Origin of the sequence: Heliophilum fasciatum, from assembly GCF_004341395.1 — a bacterium.
Lineage (GTDB): Bacteria > Bacillota > Desulfitobacteriia > Heliobacteriales > Heliobacteriaceae > Heliophilum > Heliophilum fasciatum.
Genome location: NZ_SLXT01000001.1, coordinates 33,508 through 50,439 on the forward strand (window position 1 = coordinate 33,508; position 16,932 = coordinate 50,439).

Consider the following 16,932-nt stretch of genomic DNA (forward strand, 5'->3'; position numbering starts at 1 on the left):
ATGGCTTTAGCTATGGGCTTTTTCCGCCACTTCTTGCACCAGTTTGTCCACAAAAGCATCGAGAGCCATGGCACCTTGATCGCCGGCGCCAAACTTCCGCACCGCTACGGCGCGGTTTTCCGCTTCTTTGTCGCCAACGATCAACAGGTACGGGATCTTCTGCACACCGCCCTCGCGGATCTTATAGTTGACTTTTTCGTTGCGGTCATCCAGTTCGACCCGCAATCCCTTGGCTGCCAAAGCGTCGCGGACCTCAACGGCATAATCACGGTGACGATCGGTAATCGGCAGCACCCGCGCTTGCACCGGTGCCAGCCAGGCCGGGAAAGCACCGGCGAAGTGCTCCGTCAAAATGCCAATAAAGCGTTCAATCGAACCAAAGACAACGCGGTGGATCATGACGGGACGATGCTTTTGCCCGTCTTCACCGACATAGGTCAAATCAAACTTCTCCGGCAGTTGGAAATCGAGCTGAATCGTACCGCACTGCCATGTCCGGCCCAAGCAGTCTTTTAAATGGAAATCAATTTTCGGCCCGTAGAAAGCGCCGTCGCCAGGGTTAAGCTTATAGGCAACACCTTTAGCTTGCAGGGCTGCTTCCAGCGCTTCCGTCGCTTTTTCCCAAGCTTCATCGCTGCCCATGGAGTTTTCCGGGCGCGTCGACAGTTCTACGTGATAAGAGAAACCAAAGGTCGAATAGAAGTGATCAACCAGATCAATGACGCCGATGATCTCCTCTTTAATCTGCGATGGCAGCATAAAGATATGCGAGTCATCTTGCGTAAAGCAGCGCACACGCATCAAACCGTGCAACGCACCGGAAAGCTCATGACGGTGTACCAAACCCAATTCAGCCAAGCGCAAAGGCAATTCACGATAGGAATGGATATCCTGCCGGTACACAAGCATACTGCCGGGGCAGTTCATCGGCTTAATGGCATATTCCGCTTCATCGATCTGCGTGGTGTACATATTTTCCTTGTAGTGAAACCAGTGACCGGAACGCTCCCAGAGCGATTGATTCAAGATAACCGGCGTACGAATCTCTTGATAGCCCGCTTTTTCATGGGCTTGACGCCAGAATTTCTCCAATTCATTGCGCAGAATCATGCCTTTGGGCAGGAAGAAAGGGAATCCAGGTCCTTCTTCCAAAAGTGTGTACAAGCCCAGTTCTTGGCCCAGCTTGCGATGGTCACGCCGCTTAGCTTCTTCGATGCGATGGAGATGCTCGTCCAACAGCGTTTTCTTCGGGAACGACGTACCATAGATGCGCTGGAGCATCTTGTTTTTCTCACTGCCCCGCCAGTACGCGCCGGCCAGGCTCATCAGCTTGAGCGCTTTCATGGCGCCGGTGGAAGGTAAGTGGGGACCGGCGCAAAGATCGATAAAATCCCCTTGCGAATACATCGAAATCACGGCATCTTCCGGCAAATCCCGGACCAGTTCCACTTTATAGTTCTCGCCTTTTTCCGTAAAAAAGCGGATCGCTTCTTCCCGGCTTACTTCCCGCCGTTCGATGGGCAGATCGGCTTGAACGATGGCGGCCATTTCTTTTTCAATGGCGGCCAAGTCTTCCGGCGTAAATACATGGTCCGAGTCAAAATCATAATAAAAACCGTCTTGAATGGCTGGCCCGATCCCTAACTGTGTGCCCGGGAACAAGCGCTGTACCGCTTGCGCCAGCAAGTGCGACGACGAGTGGCGGTACACTTCCCGGCCTTCAGGATCATCAAAGGTATAGATCTCGACAGCAGCGTCAACGTCAATCGGTGTATTTAGTCCCACGACACGGCCATTGATGCTGCCGGCCAGGGCATTTTGCGCCAGTTTGCGACTTAAGGCAATGGCGACTTCGGCGACGGTCGTTCCTAGCGGAAATTCCCGAACAGCGCCATCTTTTAAGGTTACTTGAATGTTGCTCACAATGTCCACTCCTACATCCGAAAAATCAAACCTCCCGCTTGACAAGTCAGCGGGAGGCACATGATTTGCCTCTGATTCTGATTGTAGACGCCCCCGATTCGCTTGTCAACTGATGGCACAATGACCAGGTCTATGTTCTAACGCTCTCCTTGCTGCACCGATGCACGACAACGGTCGCATCCGGTACAGTAATGCAGGCGCTCCCCAAATACGGCCTGTAAGGTCGTGATCGCTTCATTGGTCCGGTAACCATCAATAAAATGGACGATCACTTCCTGCGGCGCTAACGTCACCAGCGTACTGATCAACACATCTTCATTACCGACGTGCTCGTCGATGCGCATTGATGTCGCTGTCCATTCTTCCCCCAGCAACGAAGCCCCCTGTCGGTCAAGCAATTCGAAGTGGCCCGTTCCGTCAAGATACACATGGGCTTGGGGAATACGGTAATCTTGCCCTTCCAAAAAAAATTGTAATAACCCGACGAAATCACGATATTCTTTTTCCATCGCCAGATCATCGACGGCCATCAACACCGCATCAGTGATGGCCATGCGGTATTCCTGCATGCGAAATCGCAAAAAACCGTCTACATCCACCTGGTGTTGCTCTTGTAAGATCGCACCAATCATCTCGATCATCTGCTGACGGTAGCCCATCCGGTAAAAAAGATAATTTTTAGATGTTTTCTCACCTTGTTCTAAGGCTTGGCAGGCCCGGGCAACGGCCTCATCCTCCTCATCCCCCTCAAAGAATCCCCGGTATTGTGCTAATTCCTCGACAATCAACAATCGTTGCCATTCCGTCATGATCCAGTCGACGAGCAAACGTGTAAGAAATTGTCGTAAAATCATCACAATTTCTTCGGCTGGTTCGCACCCTTCCCCGTCATCCAACAAGCAAATCAGTTGCTGCCCCAATGATGTCGCCTTGATCTGTACCGCCAAGTGCCAATGTTCGCCTGGCAACGGCGCCATCTCCCGCTGCAACTGCTGCCCCAAATTTCGCAAATCGCGGCTCGCTCCTACCGAAAAAACGGCTTTCAAGGAGGTCACCCCTTTCCCAACGATGTAAGTAGTATATGAGCCCCATTACAGGCGTATACAGTTTCCCCTCCTCGGTATAGCTTTGCACTGGCAGAGAAAAAATAAACCATCAAGAAAGGGGACAAACATCATGGGGACAGGCTTATATCGTTGGGGCATGATCATCGTTTCCGTAGGGATGTTGCTGGCCATGACAGCATGCTCCACAGGGCAAAAATCATCAGATGCGCAAAAAAGTCAGGAAACTCAAAAAGCCGACTATCAAGACAAAAAAGCGATGATGATCGACATCATTCAGACCGATGAATACCAACAGCGTCTCGCCCGCCTGATCCGCAATCCGGAATTTCAAAAGATGGTCGCCACCCAAGATCCCCAATTTGAAAAAATCATGCAAGAAATTCTTCGTGATGAAAAGTTCCAGCAAAATCTCGCCCTGGCCATGAAAGAAAAAGAAGTGCAAAAAGCGATTAAAGATGTCATGAAAGACGCCCTGGATGATCCGGAAATCAAAAAGAAACTGCAGTCCGCCAAAAGCAGCAGCGGTGGTAGCAGCAGTGGCGGCAGCAGCGGTGGTGGCGGTAGCAGCAGCGGCGGCAGCAGCGGTGGTGGCAGCGGCGGTGGCGGTAGCAGCAGTGGCGGTAGCAGCGGTGGTGGTGGCGGGAGCGGCGGCAGTGATTAAGATTTCAAACACCGAGAGAAAATTGTCAGGAAATATTTCTACCGTTGTCCCGTTGTGCTATGATCAGCTTGTATTTTCCTTAGTTTTCAATGATAAAGGAGGATTCCGTCCATGATCGAACGTCCTGAAGCTGCTACCTTTGCCGGATCTCCCATGACCCTGATTGGTCCCATCGTTCAAGTCGGCGAAACAGCGCCCCCTTTTACGGTCATCGCCAATGATCTCTCCATCAAAACACTGGCCGACTATGCCGGCAAGGTACGCTTGATCAGTGTAGTTCCTTCCTTAGACACACCCGTATGCGATATGCAAACTCGTCGTTTTAATCAAGAAGCTGCTGCCTTAGGATCGGACATTGTGATTTTAACCATCAGTTGCGATCTCCCTTTCGCGCAAGCTCGCTGGTGTGGTTCCGCCGGCGTTGATCGAGTGATCACACTTTCCGATCATAAACATGAGGAGTTCGGTCGTGCTTTTGGCGCATTGATCAAAGAATTACGGCTTTTGTCGCGGGCCATCTTCGTCATTGACCGCAATGATCGGGTGACCTATACCGAGTATGTACCGGAAATCACCTCTGAGCCGGACTATGACCAAGCATTAGCGGCTGCCAAGGCGGCACTGGATCAATAAGCATTCCATGAAAAAGAACCTTGCCCAGTATAACGCTGGACAAGGTTCTTTTTGAACAAGCAAGCGATTGTTTCGAAGCAAGCCTGTTTCCATTCCGACATTGACTCCGTTAAGCCAGTAAAGAATTGCGTGCTTCATGAAGCAATGCCTCGATTTGCGCAAACACACGTTCCAATTCCGTATCGGCAATCACCAGCGATTCCTGTTCAACTAACTCCGGTTCATGGAACTCATCCCATTCAATTTCCGGATAACGGTAGATGAGATTGACTTTGCCGGCAATGCGATAATTGAATTTAAAGTAAATTGATAAGGTTTCCGAAACACCGTATTTGGGCTCCCAGTCCGAATCAACTTGTAAGGTCAATAAATCACTGACGACAACTTTCAATAAGGTGACAGAACCTACATCCAGCACGCCAGGATTGACGATGACCCGCTCATTACGAAACCGCGCTACTTGCTGCAAACGCTGGACCAAGGGATTTTGCACTTTTTCGACGAAAAATTGATGCAATTTGCGGTTCAAACTAGCTTCTTCTTGCTCGGCAACCCGCAATCCTTGATTGCTGCCGTTGATCAAAGCAAATTGATGACGCAATAAGGGAAGTACCAGAGAAAAGCAAACATTACACATACGGACTGGTTCATTGGCATCTTGTACCAACCCCGTAGCAAGTGAAAGTACTTGCACTTCTTCATGGAGCAATACAGGTGTATGGCAACAAGCACAGCGTGCCAAACGATGACCGTGAAAGCGTTGTGGATCCATGCCATTACGCCCTAATAAAAAGCTGAGCTCTAAAATTGTCATGGACGTGAAATAATTGGCTGGATCGTGCTTCGTGGCATCCTTTCCTTGTTGCCGAAGCAAATCGACAAGATGAAATACATAAGCACGGGCGTTGTCCGTTTTGAGATCACGGGAAACGGCACGTCGCATGGCCATCATTTTTTCATCAGTATTGTTCGTCTCTTGCGCCAATAGCCGCAGATTTTCAGCAATGTGCGGCGGTACATCAAGACCGTATTTGTACATCATCGAATGTTGCAAAACAGCCCAAAAATGTTGTCCTACGGTGCGCACTTGAATTTCCGCAAAACGCGTGATCGCTTGGTCCGGCGTATGGACCGTATATTCGATGATCAGGTGATGACTGCGATAGCCGCTTAACTTCGGAGTTCGGACAAAGTCCTTTTCATTGACCACACGCATATCGGTACGCTGGCGAATGATACCAACGACAAGATCAACATCATCCAGATGCTGGACGATCACACGCAGACCGGCTATGTCTTTGATCCGGTTCACGATATCATCATTAAGACGCCAGCCATAACGCCGCGCTTTCTCAATCAGACTGTTGGACTTTTTCGTGCGGCTTTCCACAAACAGAATGACCGGACGACCGTACTTTGCTTCCAGTGGTGCTTTCAGTGCTTCAAGCTTTACGCGAACTTCCGTTTCCAACTGTTTATACATTGTTAATATGCTGTCGAGCTGTGTACAAGTAAGTTCCACAAAGTCACCTCCCTCTTGCCTTTTTGTCCAAGTACAACTAAAATAGAAAAGTTAATTTCCTGTTAATCTATTTCGGCATGCTTCCACCCGATTCCTGCTGTATTTCACGTTTATTTTAAACGGGAAAGACGCTCCTTCGAGCGTCTTCTTTGTTTCCCTTCACTTTTTCGAGGACAAACCCTATTTTGTATATGCCGGGTTGCGGTTCCAGAGCTTTTGGAACCAATTGCGTACACCGCGCTGATTCTGTTCAACGAGCATGCGCTGCCGCCATTTCATAATCATTTCAGTGGAACGATCGACCGATCGCTTCACGCCGTCGACACTGACTTTGACATCATCCATTTGCTTAGCGATTTTTTCTGCCCCCTTTTCCTGGGAACTGGCAATTTGTTTGAGTGATTCGTTGAAATCAAGCATTACCTTTTTGACTTCGTTTACCGTGGCTTGATTATCTACGGCCAATTTGTGGACGAAAGTCTGCCGCATCTCCGTATCGGACTGTCCGGCAGCCACCTGCTCTAAGGTGTCGCATACCTGACTTAAAATCTTTTCGGAAGCCGACTGCCAACCGCTCATACCGGCATGAACGTCATCGAGTTCTTCGCTGATGTTATGGCGAAGCCGTTCCAGCGATGAACGAACTTCTCCGGTAACCGTGTTTTGCACGGTAGCCATTCTGCCTTCCACTTTACTTAAGTGTTGATGAACACCTTTCTTCAACCCAAGGACATCTGATTGAACCTCAACGATCTGCTCAAGCAGTTGTTCCATTTTTTCTTCCCATGCCGGCATGGTGCTCACCAATTTGCTTAAGTTCTCCCTTATTAACCGATTCTCTTCGTCGATATCTTCCCGTACGTTCGGGTTCAGCGCTTGCGTCACAGCGGCTCCGGACAACTCCGGCACAGTGTCCCCAGGTACAACGGTTTCCTTACGAGAACCTTTCTGTTGGGCAGTGCTCTCCGTCTTGCTGCTTGCAGTTTCAGTTCCGGCCGACTCATGATTGGTGTTATGAAAGGGACTTTGCGCCAAAGGAATGAGGCGCAACTCACCGGGAGTTGTCGTCTCTTCTTTATCAGGCGCACCTTGGTGGAACTTGTCCACCGCCTCTAACCCAAGAATAGGAGAGGTAATTCCACGGCGTCGACCAAACTCGCGCAATGCTTCAACCGAAACCATATACATAAAACCACCTGCAATTTTTTGCTGTCGTGCGACCAATTCTCCACGATGAATTGCTTCGCGGATTGTATACCGTTGCAATCCTGTCGCTTTGGCAGCTTGTACCACCGTCATATCACCTTGCAAATTCATCATGTCTCCCCCCTCTCTTACTATACATTCGCTAAGACAATGGTTTTTCCTTCCATCATCATGATTTATTTCCATTTTTTTCTTTGCTTTTTTCTTAAAACCCTCCCGGCGAAGATTTTGTTGGCACATATTAACAGCTGCCTTGGCATTATGTTATAATAAGCAATCATCAGTAGATGCTTGCCCGATCACATTCACGAAGGGAGAACCTCTCATGGTTTACGCCTTGCCGCCGTTGCAGTTGGCCCCGCTTCAAGGTTTCCAAGCTTTACTCAGCGGATTGTTACTGGGTATCACCTTGGCCATGCCCTTAGGGCCTACAGGGATGGAAGTATTGCATAATTCCATGCGTCACGGTTTCTGGGTTGGCCTGGCTGTGGGCACAGGCGCAATTATTGCTGATGCCTGCTATCTCCTTTTTGTGCAATTTGGCCTTGTTCCTTATCTTCAATTGCCCTGGGTGCACTTGCTCTTCGGGTTGGCCAGCGCTGCCGTACTCATCATTCTGGGGATCTCATTGCTTCGTTCACCGGGACATGCATCGTCATTATCCGAAAGCGAGTTCTTACCCGATGTCAGTAAAGATGAAGTGAATCCGCTGTTCTCGCAACTGCCCGGCGGGCTGCGCATCGGCTCAACGACCAAACGAGCCGTCTTAAACGGCCTGCTGCTTACCGGCCTGAATCCGTTGACCTTAACCCTTTGGGTCGGTGTGGGCACAACGGCCATCGCCAGTTGGAATTCAGCTTCTCCCTACTTAGGAATGCTTTTTATCTTAGGAATCCTTTTTGGACAAGAACTTTGGTTTGCGACAATTTCCCGCTTGGCTCGGACGCGTTTTTTTCGCTGGCAACGACGCTGGCTCCCCTATATTCAAAAAGCTTGCGGAATCGCGATGCTGGTCGTCGCTGCTTGGACGCTTTGGACGTTATTTATTTAATCCCTAACGATACCGGATGCCCGATGCTCATCAAACCTGTTGAATTGGAATCAAAGCTACACCTACTGCCACCTTCGGTGTTCGGGACTTGCACCCTAGAGACAGCGCCCATGCCGGGCGCACATAAAAAAGACGATTCTCTTTCGACTTTAGATTGAGAATCGTCTTTTTTGTTTAGCATGTCAATGTAAGGTTAATTGGAGTTTACGTGTAGGCCCTTGGACTTCTTTGGCGAGATGGGCCGCCCGTACAGTTGCGTTGAAATCAATCGTTTACATGGGTATACTGTAACTGTTGTCCAAATGCTAATAGAAGAAAGGATTCAGACACGATGAAACGAAAAGCAATCGCTTCACTGATGGCGGCCATGCTCACCGGTTCGATCCTGACCGGCTGCGGCTCGTCTACCCCCAATACGCCGGCACCGGAGGCTCCGGCTCCGGCCCCTGCCGCCCCGAAGAACACCCCCGCACCGAATACGGCTTCCCCCAATGATACGGCCTCGCGCAACAACAAATATACGTCCGCACCGGCCATGACGATCGATCCCGCCAAAAGCTATACGGCTTATGTGCAAACCAATAAAGGCAACTTTACCATCAAGCTCTTGGCCGCCGAAGCGCCTACGACCGTCAATAACTTTGTCTTCCTGGCCCGCGACGGCTTTTTCAACGGCATTCGCTTTCATCGCATCATGAAAAATTTCATGATTCAAACGGGTGACCCCTTAGGCAACGGCACCGGTGGCCCCGGTTACACATTTAAAGATGAATTGCCGCCCAAAATCGCTTATGCGCCCGGCGTCGTCGCCATGGCCAATCGCGGCCCGAACACGAATGGCAGCCAGTTCTTTATCTGCAACGGCGACAATGCCCGAAACCTGAATAAAACGCCCAATTATACCGTCTTTGGCCAAGTCACCGAAGGTATGGATACAGTATTAAAGATCTCCGATACACCGGTACAAGCCGGACCGACCGGTGAATCCAGTAAACCAACAGAAAATGTAATCATCGAAAATATCACCATTGAAGAAAAATAACCTGGACTAGGGCCGGGTCTTCAGATAACGTACGACCGATGTAACCACAGCGACACCGGAGCCAATCGTGATCACACCGATTGCGCCTTGAAAGATCGAGCGAAAACCGTCGCCTAAGTCACCGACGGCTACGGCCAGCAAGGCATGGTAAAACCACAGGCCCGGTAGCAAGGGAACAAAACCACTGATCACAAAGGCCGTCACTGGTAACCGCAACCAGCGCGCCAGCCACTCACTGGCGGCCGCCGCTGTCATAGCCCCTAAAAAAAGGGCCAGGGCAACCGGTGCACCGTTGGAGATCGCTGAAAAGTGAACGGTACGGGCCAGTAAGGCCGCACAACCGGCAGCAGCAATCGAAGACGGCGGCCCTTGCTGATGCAAGTTAAAGAGTGCCCCGGCAAAGAATGCCAGCGCCACATCGAGCGCACCGTTACCGGTGCCTGCACCTGTCCATTCCGGCAACGTATGTAGGTACCCGGTCAAGGCCAGTACGGCGCCCACACCGCCAAAAAGTGCACCTGAGAGCGCCACGGACTCTAAGGCGCGGGTTGCACCGGCGATCAAATCGCCAGCAACAATGTCACGAATCGAATTGGTTAAGTTGGCACCGGGCAGAGCTACCAGCACTACCCCGGTGATCACCGGCGCCGCATGATAAGGCATCAACGATTGACCGGCAATCGCCAGGGCAGCACTTACGGAGCCGATGACCAGTTCACGAAAGAAAGGGACTTGCGCAACGACCGGCAACTGACCGATCACACCAAAGACAAGGACCCCTACAACAAAAGCGGCCAAAAGGTCCAGCCCGTTGCCGCCATTGAGCAAAGAAAGCAGCGCCGTACTTGATGCCACCGCGCCGATATTGGCAGCCAGCACATACTGCCGCGGCTGTTCTTCCAAACGCCGGAGTTTTTCTATCGCTTCCTGTACCGTAATATCACCGGCAGCAAACTGCCGTGAAAGCTGATTGATCCCAGCGATATGCTTGACATTAAAGGCGCGCCGAGTAATCCGCCGTACCACAGTCCATGATTTGCCATTTTCATCGTAGTAACTGAAAATCATACCGGTCGGCGTACAGTAGGCGTTAATGTCTTTTAACCCCACCGCCTGCCCCATGCGCAGGATCGTCTCTTCCACCCGATAGATTTCCGCGCCTGCCGACAGGAGCAACTGTCCTGCCTTAACCACAAGATCAACGGAAGATACCACTACTTTCACCTATCCTTCTCCTTGGGGGCCGTCACTGGCTTTATTCTAACAAGGAACTCAATATTGTGCCAACGCCAAGATCAAGGACCTGTTTTCCGCCAGGAAAAGCAGGTCCTTTTAATGTACCGGCAATAAAAGAACGCCAATGCAAGATTACTTAGGATAGCGCACTGTCGGCAATTTTTCACCGATATGGCCGATGATCGCCCCTTGACGCTCAGGATCGTCAGCAAAAAAGATGCGCCATTTTCCCGGCGTCAACCGTACATGCCAGGAAAAAAGCCGCCATTCGCCGTCCGGATCAAGAAAAGTATGCTCCTGCTCATAGCGCTGCAACGTTTCCGCAGTTTCCGGTGTCACTTTACTGCCAATCAAGGTCAGCGGCAAGGCCGATGCGGTATCCCTTTCCGCAGCGTTTTGAAAAGCCTGGTTCAGCGCATCGAGCCGCTTATAGATGGGTTGCAGCACTGCCGGATCACAAGCAGCCAATTGGTCTTGCACGCGGGGACAAAAGCGCAACGCCGGAAACAAGGCTTTGCGCCGCTGCCACAGTTCTTCGCCGGATGTAATTAAGGGCTTGCGTTCTTTCTCCATCCATTGCCGATGCTCCTGCAAATGGGCAAGCGAAGTAGCATGAGGAACCAGGACCTCTTCTTCTTCCAACTCCTCATCGTCGCGCAGCGCCATCATCTTCAAAAGCACTTCGTGCATATGCCAGCGTTCATGAGCAGGCAGGCTCACCGCTAACCCGCCAAACAGGTAGGCCGCCCCCAGGGCCAGCGCTTCCTGCCCGTCGAAGTTGAATTCCACACATCCCTGATCATGGTCAAGAGCCTGTAGAAAAGTACCTTTGCCGATGAGCGCTTTAAACAACTGCTTTTTTTCCTTCTCCACGTGAGCATCATTAAGCCACCGCACCAAGGAATAGCCCGGCATAATCTCCAGCGCAAACAAGCTTTCCCGTGTGCGCAATACCCGCTCAGCCCCTTGAGCGATCGCAGCCCGGCAAACATCAAGCATCTGATCCATGACTTCTCGGCCTGCAAGTTCAACAGGCTCTTCAGGCCCTTCAGCCACACCCATATAAGTCGCCGACAGATCATTGAAAAACAGTTCCATGGGGGCCTCCTTCACTGGGCAAGTCCAGCAAGGCATCTAAACTTTTTTCCCACTGGTCAAAAAAACCGTCGGGCCAGACATCGAGGCGTCCTTGACGATCGATGCGCGGCGAGAGCACCTGATGGGTCATCTGATGCTTCTCAAAATAGTGAATCGCCGTTTGTTCCGGTGCCAACACCCGCCGGCGAACGGCCAAACGAATGCCGTTTAAAACATGATCACTGTGGGTTTCCACGATCACCTGGACACCGCAAGCCGCTGCCATCGCCAGCAGTTGCCCCATTTGAAACTGTCCGGACGGATGGAGGTGCGCTTCCGGGTTCTCTAAGAGCAGCAAACCGTCAGGGCCGGTGATCAACAGCACTAACAGCACAGGCAACGTATAACTGAGGCCAAAGCCGACATTGCAGGCACGAAAAGGCTGAGTCAGATCGCCACCTTCGGCAAAACGATAGCGCAAACTCACCAGATCCAGTTCTTGGTGCTCACTGACATTGATCCGAGCACCGGCGCTGACCATGGCCAACCACGCGTTGAGTTGATCGATCAATTGCAGGGAAACCGCTGCAGGATGGGCTAATTTTTGATTGACAATCGGTTCCTCACCAAAGGCGGCCAGGTAATGGGCCGCATATTCGCCTTGCGTACCAATCTGACGATGTTTGCGCACTTGCGTATTCGAGATATCAAAGGAAGTGCGCGGCCCCATCCGCTCGGCCATCAGATAATGACAGTGATCGCCAAAAAGGCTTTGCCGATAGATCCGCAAATCATCATTGACCGTTTGTACCGGCAGCACATCACCGTCCGGCTCATAACCAAAACGCCAACGTGCTTGGTGGCCTTCTTCCGTCTCCAGATTCATACCAATCTCTTCGATGGTGGCCCACTGATAAAGCACGTCCTGGCCCGCTCCAAGTGCCACCAAGTCCCCGTTCAAAAGCAATCCTTGAACTTCCAGCATCTTTTTCATCGCCGACTGGCGCAAGAGCAGCAGCGATTGAATCACCGATGATTTGCCCATGCCATTGCGGCCGCAAAGCAACGTCAACGGAGCCAGCTTCCAAGTTTGATCGGCAAAACATTTGAAATGCAGTAGACGCAGTGAGGTTAACATGCCAACACCTCCCCAATCAGCAGCAAAATTGCTTACGGTCCTGCTTATTCTTCCCCAACGCCCGCGCTCAATGTATAAAAAAAAGCACCCTGTTACAGGATGCTTACAAAAAATGCATTAATCGCTTTAACCCCCATCGGGGAGGATTAAAGGAATCGAAAACCAAAAAGTAGACCCTTGTCCTTCTTGACTGTTCATACCGATTTCGCCACCCATCAGTTCAACTAAGCACCGTGAGATGGCCAGGCCTAACCCTGTGCCGCCATAACGGCGGGTCATCGAACTATCGACTTGGCTGAATGGTTGAAATAATTTGTGCTTAACGTCAGCGGCCACCCCAATCCCGGTATCACGGATGGAAAAAAGCAGGATGCCCTTTTGCGGAGATTGCACCGTGACGACGATAGTGCCTTTTTCCGTAAATTTGATGGCATTGCCAATCAGATTGATCAAGACTTGATGCAAGCGCACGGGATCACCGTAGATCATCCGAATCGCTTCCAACTGATTATCGATGACAAAATCGATGCCTTTACGGCACGCCTCTTCATTCAACGGTTGGCAACAAGAGGCGAGCCGTTCAGACAGATCGAATTTCACACATTCTAAGTTCAGCCTACCGGCATCCAGCTCTGAAAAGTCCAGAATTTGATTGATGATTTGGAGCAGATCATAAGCGGACTTCAGCAAGGTATCGGACCAATCCTTTTGTTCTTGTTCCAGCGCTGTCATCATGATCAATTCCGCCATGCCAATGATGCCGTTCATCGGCGTGCGCAACTCATGGCTCATTGTCGCCAAAAACTCGCTTTTCGCCCGGCTGGCCGCATTCGCTAATTGCATCGCCCGCTGCAGTTCGGCATTACGCAGTGAAAGCTCATTGTTTTTTTCTTTAAGTTCCCATTCCCGTTGCTGCAAAAGCTCCATCGCTTCGGCCATCTCATGGTTTTGCTGCTTTAATTCATCCAGCGCCGACCGCGGTTTTTCCATCCGCAAACTGGTTTGCCAGCTTAAAATCATATCGGCGGTAATCCCCCTGGCCGTGGGCGCGATGCGCTTGGCCAAGGTAATGCTCTGTCGATTATATCCATTTTGCTTTACTTGGTAGATATCAACAAGTCGCTCATACCGCACCGGATTGGTATCTCTAAAAGAACCATCACCCATATAGGTCATGGCTTGAAAGCTAATCACGGCCTCCAGGTACTGCTGTCTCCCCTGTTCCGTGATTGAAAAGACGATATCACCGTTACTGGCAGTCATCGCCAAGCGGACAATATCGGAAATCGCACTAATCCATCGTGTTCGATCATTTTCCGAAAAGCCAACTCTCTCGCCCAGCATGCGCGCATACTGGCGTATCGTTACAATATCTTGTTCATTGTTCAGCTCCATTTGAAGGATTAGCATCGCGCACACCTCCTAGTTCTGCTGAACAATCACGACGGTGACATCATCGGTATGCCGGCAATAATCACGATAAAGAACTGCGGCCTGCGTTGAACAAGCGTGACGCTGCAACCCGGGATACCCATTCCAATCCCAAGGATAACGCATCCCGTCGGAAGCCATCACGAGCCGTGCCCCCTCCGTCCAAGGATAGGTATTCTCCGCCCATTTACGGACATTGAGGCCGACGATACCCTCGTGAGAAAGGCACCCCCACTCTTTCTCGGCGCTCACCACCCTGCCGATAATGTTACCAACTCCACAATAAGTAACGATTGCTCGCTCCAGATCAATGGATGCTACCGCCACTGCCGCGCCGCGGGAATTACGCAGTGCTTCATGCATGGCTTGCACCGTCGCCAGCGGCGATGCCTCCGGCATCGTTGCTGCAACAGCTAACGCTTGCTGCGCGGCCTCCGCCGCCATTGCCCCATGACCGAGGCCGTCGACGACACTCACGGTGATTCCCCGGTAATCCTGATGAAGCAACCACCCATCACCGCATTCCGTTTCTCCAGGCTTCGGTAAATGCACAACACCGTAATCGAACTTGTCCTGGTCGAGCCGTTCTTGTTGTCGATGCAAAACTTTTGCTTGAATGATGGTTCCTTTTTGCGACTGTGAGTAAATATCCATCACCTGTGACAGTCGATGAATCGCCCCAAGTCCCGTTCCTGGACTGCCTGCCGTGGAAAAACCATCCTGTACTGCTTGTTCAACACAAGCAATACCTGGCCCTTTGTCAATACCCAACAATTCGATCTCCTGCTGTCCCCCATTGATAACAGGGCGCATTAAAATCTCCCCTCCTGAACGGGTATGCTTCAGAAGGTTCGTAGCCATCTCCGTTACGACAATGGAAGCTCCTTCGATCTCCAAAGCAGAATAGTCCATCAAACGGGCTAACTCACTAATGGCCCGCCGCACTTCACCAATCTGACTTGCATCGTCAAGCAGATATTTCCTTTGCCGGAGGTTCACATTCACCATTCCTCACCTCGATCCCGCCGGTCATTTATATCCGCATGGCAATGATCACCCGTGTGCCTTGCCCTGGTGCCGACACAATCTCAAAATGATCAACTAAGCGCTTCGTTCCCGGCAAACCTATACCCATACCGGAGCCAGTGGTATAGCCGTCTTGCAATGCCTGTTCAATATCAGCAATACCAGGCCCCTGATCTTCAAAAATGATCTGGAATTCACGCCGCGGACCATCGATGGCCGAAAAAAATACGGTCCCTGTGCCTGCATAGACCAGGATATTCCGGGCCAGTTCGCTCGCCGCCGTCTGCATTTTGACCGTTTTTAAGGTGCTAAGTGCATACGTTGCCGCCCATTGACGCACCTTCTGGCGCACCCTGACAAGATCTTCTTCCACTGCAACCGGTACGATATCAATCACCTTCATGGGCCTCATCGTCCGACTCAGCCTCAATTTTTCCCCATGCCCGCAAGCGTTCTATGGCCTTTTCCACGTTCAAGGCTGTATGAACACCACCCAGGGGCAATCCTAACTCCACAATGGTGATCGCTACCGCCGGCTGCATACCAACAACGAAGGTATGGGCATCCATCACCGCTGTCATGGCCGCAATCGTGCCTAACATCCGCCCGATAAAGGAATCCACCATATCCAGTCCGGAAATATCGAGAATAACACCTTTGGCTTCCGTCGTTCGCACCATGTTGGTAATATCTTTTTGCAAGTCCATGACCAGTTGGTCATGCATGTCCAGTTGAATCGTGACCAGCAAAAGATCACCGATTTTCAGAATCGGAATCCGTTCCACTGCCCTCCCTCCTAGCGCTTGGCGTTATGTACAACCGTCAATTGACGCATATCAAAGGCCCATTTCAAGGCGCCAGCCAGTGTCGCTTTGGTTTTGATCTGCGAAAGATCGACACCAAGATGGACAATCGTCTGAGCGATTTCCGGGCGAATGCCGCTGATGATGCACTCTGCTCCCATCAACCGCGCGGCAGCCATCGTCTTTAAGATGTGCTGAGCTACCAGCGTATCGACCAAGGGAACACCGGAGATATCGAGGATCGCGATGTCCGAATTCGACGACACGATTTCCTGCAACAACGTTTCAGTGATCACTTGTGAACGGGAACTGTCTAACGTACCAATCAACGGAAGTACTAAAATTCCATCCCAGACCCGAATCACCGGTGTCGATAAATCAAGCATCTCTTGCTGCTGCCGGAGAATGATCTCTTCCCGGGTTTTCACATAGGCACTGGTGGCGATCAGGGCCATCTCATCTAATGCATGAGTGATGGTCACAACTTCCGCAACAAAGCACCCAATATCGTCCGGCTGTTCTTGACGCAGTATTTCGATCAGCACGGTTTTTAAGGCAAACACGTAAGTAACTGTTTCCATCACCGAAAAACCGGTGCGCGTACGCTGAGCCGTAATTTCGGCCACCAAGTCAGCCACAGCTTGCCATTCAGGTTTGCGTACCGAAGCAAAGCCCACTTGCCCTGCCGCATCTATCATTGCCTCAAAGAGATCATTAGATTGCCGGTAAAGTTCTCGTTCCCCAATTCGTTCATACATACCACGGTAACCGTTTTTTTGTTGGCTTTCGAGCCACATGCGCAAGATGTCGTCCCGCCGATTGCTAAAGATCCCGATGACCTTTTCCGCCCATTCGGACATCGTTATTGCCTCCTTTTCGAATCATTGAAGCCTCTTTTTATTGTGATAACATGATCATTCGCGCTTTTTGGCAACTATCCTGCTGAAATTTAAAAAAAGCATAATAAGTACAAAAAAAGCACCCCGCTAACGGGATGCTTTTTTTTCATCAAATAAGGTGGTGCGAGTGGCCGGACTCGAACCGGCACAGCCTTACGACCGGCAGATTTTAAGTCTGCTATGTCTACCTATTCCATCACACTCGCATGATTTTGCC

General features: G+C 50.9%; 16 protein-coding genes and 1 tRNA gene. 4 read left to right on the forward strand and 13 right to left on the reverse strand.

All coding sequences use genetic code 11. The features are described from left to right. Positions 1–6: 6 nt before the first annotated feature. Positions 7–1,923 (reverse strand): threonine--tRNA ligase, encoded by a 1,917-nt coding sequence (thrS, locus tag EDD73_RS00160; RefSeq protein ID WP_131917611.1) that lies wholly within the window; start codon positions 1,921–1,923, stop codon positions 7–9. Positions 1,924–2,060: 137 nt separating this feature from the next. Then, on the reverse strand, positions 2,061–2,969 hold the full coding sequence (gene ytxC / locus EDD73_RS00165) for a putative sporulation protein YtxC (protein WP_131917613.1): 909 nt from the start codon (positions 2,967–2,969) through the stop codon (positions 2,061–2,063). Positions 2,970–3,099: 130 nt separating this feature from the next. Between ytxC and EDD73_RS15015 the strand changes: the two genes are divergently transcribed. Further along, complete coding sequence (locus EDD73_RS15015) at positions 3,100–3,651, forward strand: GerD family protein (protein ID WP_131917615.1); 552 nt, start codon at positions 3,100–3,102, stop codon at positions 3,649–3,651. Between the two features lie 111 nt (positions 3,652–3,762). Beyond that, positions 3,763–4,284: a thiol peroxidase gene (gene tpx, locus EDD73_RS00175; protein ID WP_131917617.1), complete on the forward strand. Its 522-nt coding sequence runs from the start codon at positions 3,763–3,765 to the stop codon at positions 4,282–4,284. 109 nt (positions 4,285–4,393) lie between these two features. On the opposite strand, the gene EDD73_RS00180 is transcribed toward tpx, so the two are convergent. Both EDD73_RS00180 and EDD73_RS00185 read right to left on the reverse strand, forming a co-directional pair. Next, complete coding sequence (locus tag EDD73_RS00180; RefSeq protein WP_131917619.1) at positions 4,394–5,806, reverse strand: GTP pyrophosphokinase; 1,413 nt, start codon at positions 5,804–5,806, stop codon at positions 4,394–4,396. A gap of 180 nt (positions 5,807–5,986) precedes the next feature. Further along, a complete protein-coding gene (locus EDD73_RS00185; protein ID WP_131917621.1) occupies positions 5,987–7,123 on the reverse strand; it encodes a hypothetical protein in 1,137 nt (378 codons plus the stop codon). 214 nt (positions 7,124–7,337) lie between these two features. On the opposite strand from EDD73_RS00185, the gene EDD73_RS00190 reads away from it, so the two are divergent. Continuing rightward, positions 7,338–8,063 (forward strand): LysE family translocator, encoded by a 726-nt coding sequence (locus EDD73_RS00190; protein WP_131917623.1) that lies wholly within the window; start codon positions 7,338–7,340, stop codon positions 8,061–8,063. A gap of 331 nt (positions 8,064–8,394) precedes the next feature. Next, a complete protein-coding gene (locus EDD73_RS00195) occupies positions 8,395–9,105 on the forward strand; it encodes a peptidylprolyl isomerase (protein WP_131917625.1) in 711 nt (236 codons plus the stop codon). A 6-nt stretch (positions 9,106–9,111) separates the two neighbouring features. Here EDD73_RS00195 and EDD73_RS00200 read toward each other — a convergent pair whose 3' ends face one another. The 9 genes from EDD73_RS00200 to EDD73_RS00240 all read right to left on the reverse strand — a co-directional run bounded on the left by EDD73_RS00200 (position 9,112) and on the right by EDD73_RS00240 (position 16,921). Then, entirely contained in the window at positions 9,112–10,329 is a 1,218-nt protein-coding gene (locus tag EDD73_RS00200; protein ID WP_131917627.1) for a threonine/serine exporter family protein, read from the reverse strand. Positions 10,330–10,473: 144 nt separating this feature from the next. Continuing rightward, positions 10,474–11,439, reverse strand: a complete 966-nt coding sequence (locus EDD73_RS00205) for a hypothetical protein (RefSeq protein WP_131917629.1) — start codon at positions 11,437–11,439, stop codon at positions 10,474–10,476. Next, complete coding sequence (locus tag EDD73_RS00210; RefSeq protein WP_131917630.1) at positions 11,420–12,556, reverse strand: AAA family ATPase; 1,137 nt, start codon at positions 12,554–12,556, stop codon at positions 11,420–11,422. The genes EDD73_RS00205 and EDD73_RS00210 overlap by 20 nt, the downstream gene beginning before the upstream one ends. Positions 12,557–12,682: 126 nt before the next feature. After that, positions 12,683–13,966 carry an ATP-binding protein gene (locus tag EDD73_RS00215; RefSeq protein WP_131917632.1) on the reverse strand — a complete coding sequence of 428 codons (1,284 nt, stop codon included), beginning with the start codon at positions 13,964–13,966 and terminating at the stop codon, positions 12,683–12,685. A 12-nt stretch (positions 13,967–13,978) separates the two neighbouring features. Then, entirely contained in the window at positions 13,979–14,986 is a 1,008-nt protein-coding gene (locus EDD73_RS00220) for a SpoIIE family protein phosphatase (protein ID WP_165876221.1), read from the reverse strand. A 34-nt stretch (positions 14,987–15,020) separates the two neighbouring features. After that, a complete protein-coding gene (locus EDD73_RS00225) occupies positions 15,021–15,410 on the reverse strand; it encodes an anti-sigma regulatory factor (RefSeq protein ID WP_207668759.1) in 390 nt (129 codons plus the stop codon). Continuing rightward, a complete protein-coding gene (locus EDD73_RS00230) occupies positions 15,403–15,798 on the reverse strand; it encodes an STAS domain-containing protein (RefSeq protein ID WP_131917638.1) in 396 nt (131 codons plus the stop codon). The genes EDD73_RS00225 and EDD73_RS00230 overlap by 8 nt, the downstream gene beginning before the upstream one ends. 11 nt (positions 15,799–15,809) lie before the next feature. Then, on the reverse strand, positions 15,810–16,676 hold the full coding sequence (locus tag EDD73_RS00235; RefSeq protein WP_131917639.1) for an STAS domain-containing protein: 867 nt from the start codon (positions 16,674–16,676) through the stop codon (positions 15,810–15,812). A gap of 158 nt (positions 16,677–16,834) precedes the next feature. Further along, a tRNA-Leu gene (locus EDD73_RS00240) sits at positions 16,835–16,921 on the reverse strand. Positions 16,922–16,932: the final 11 nt, after the last annotated feature.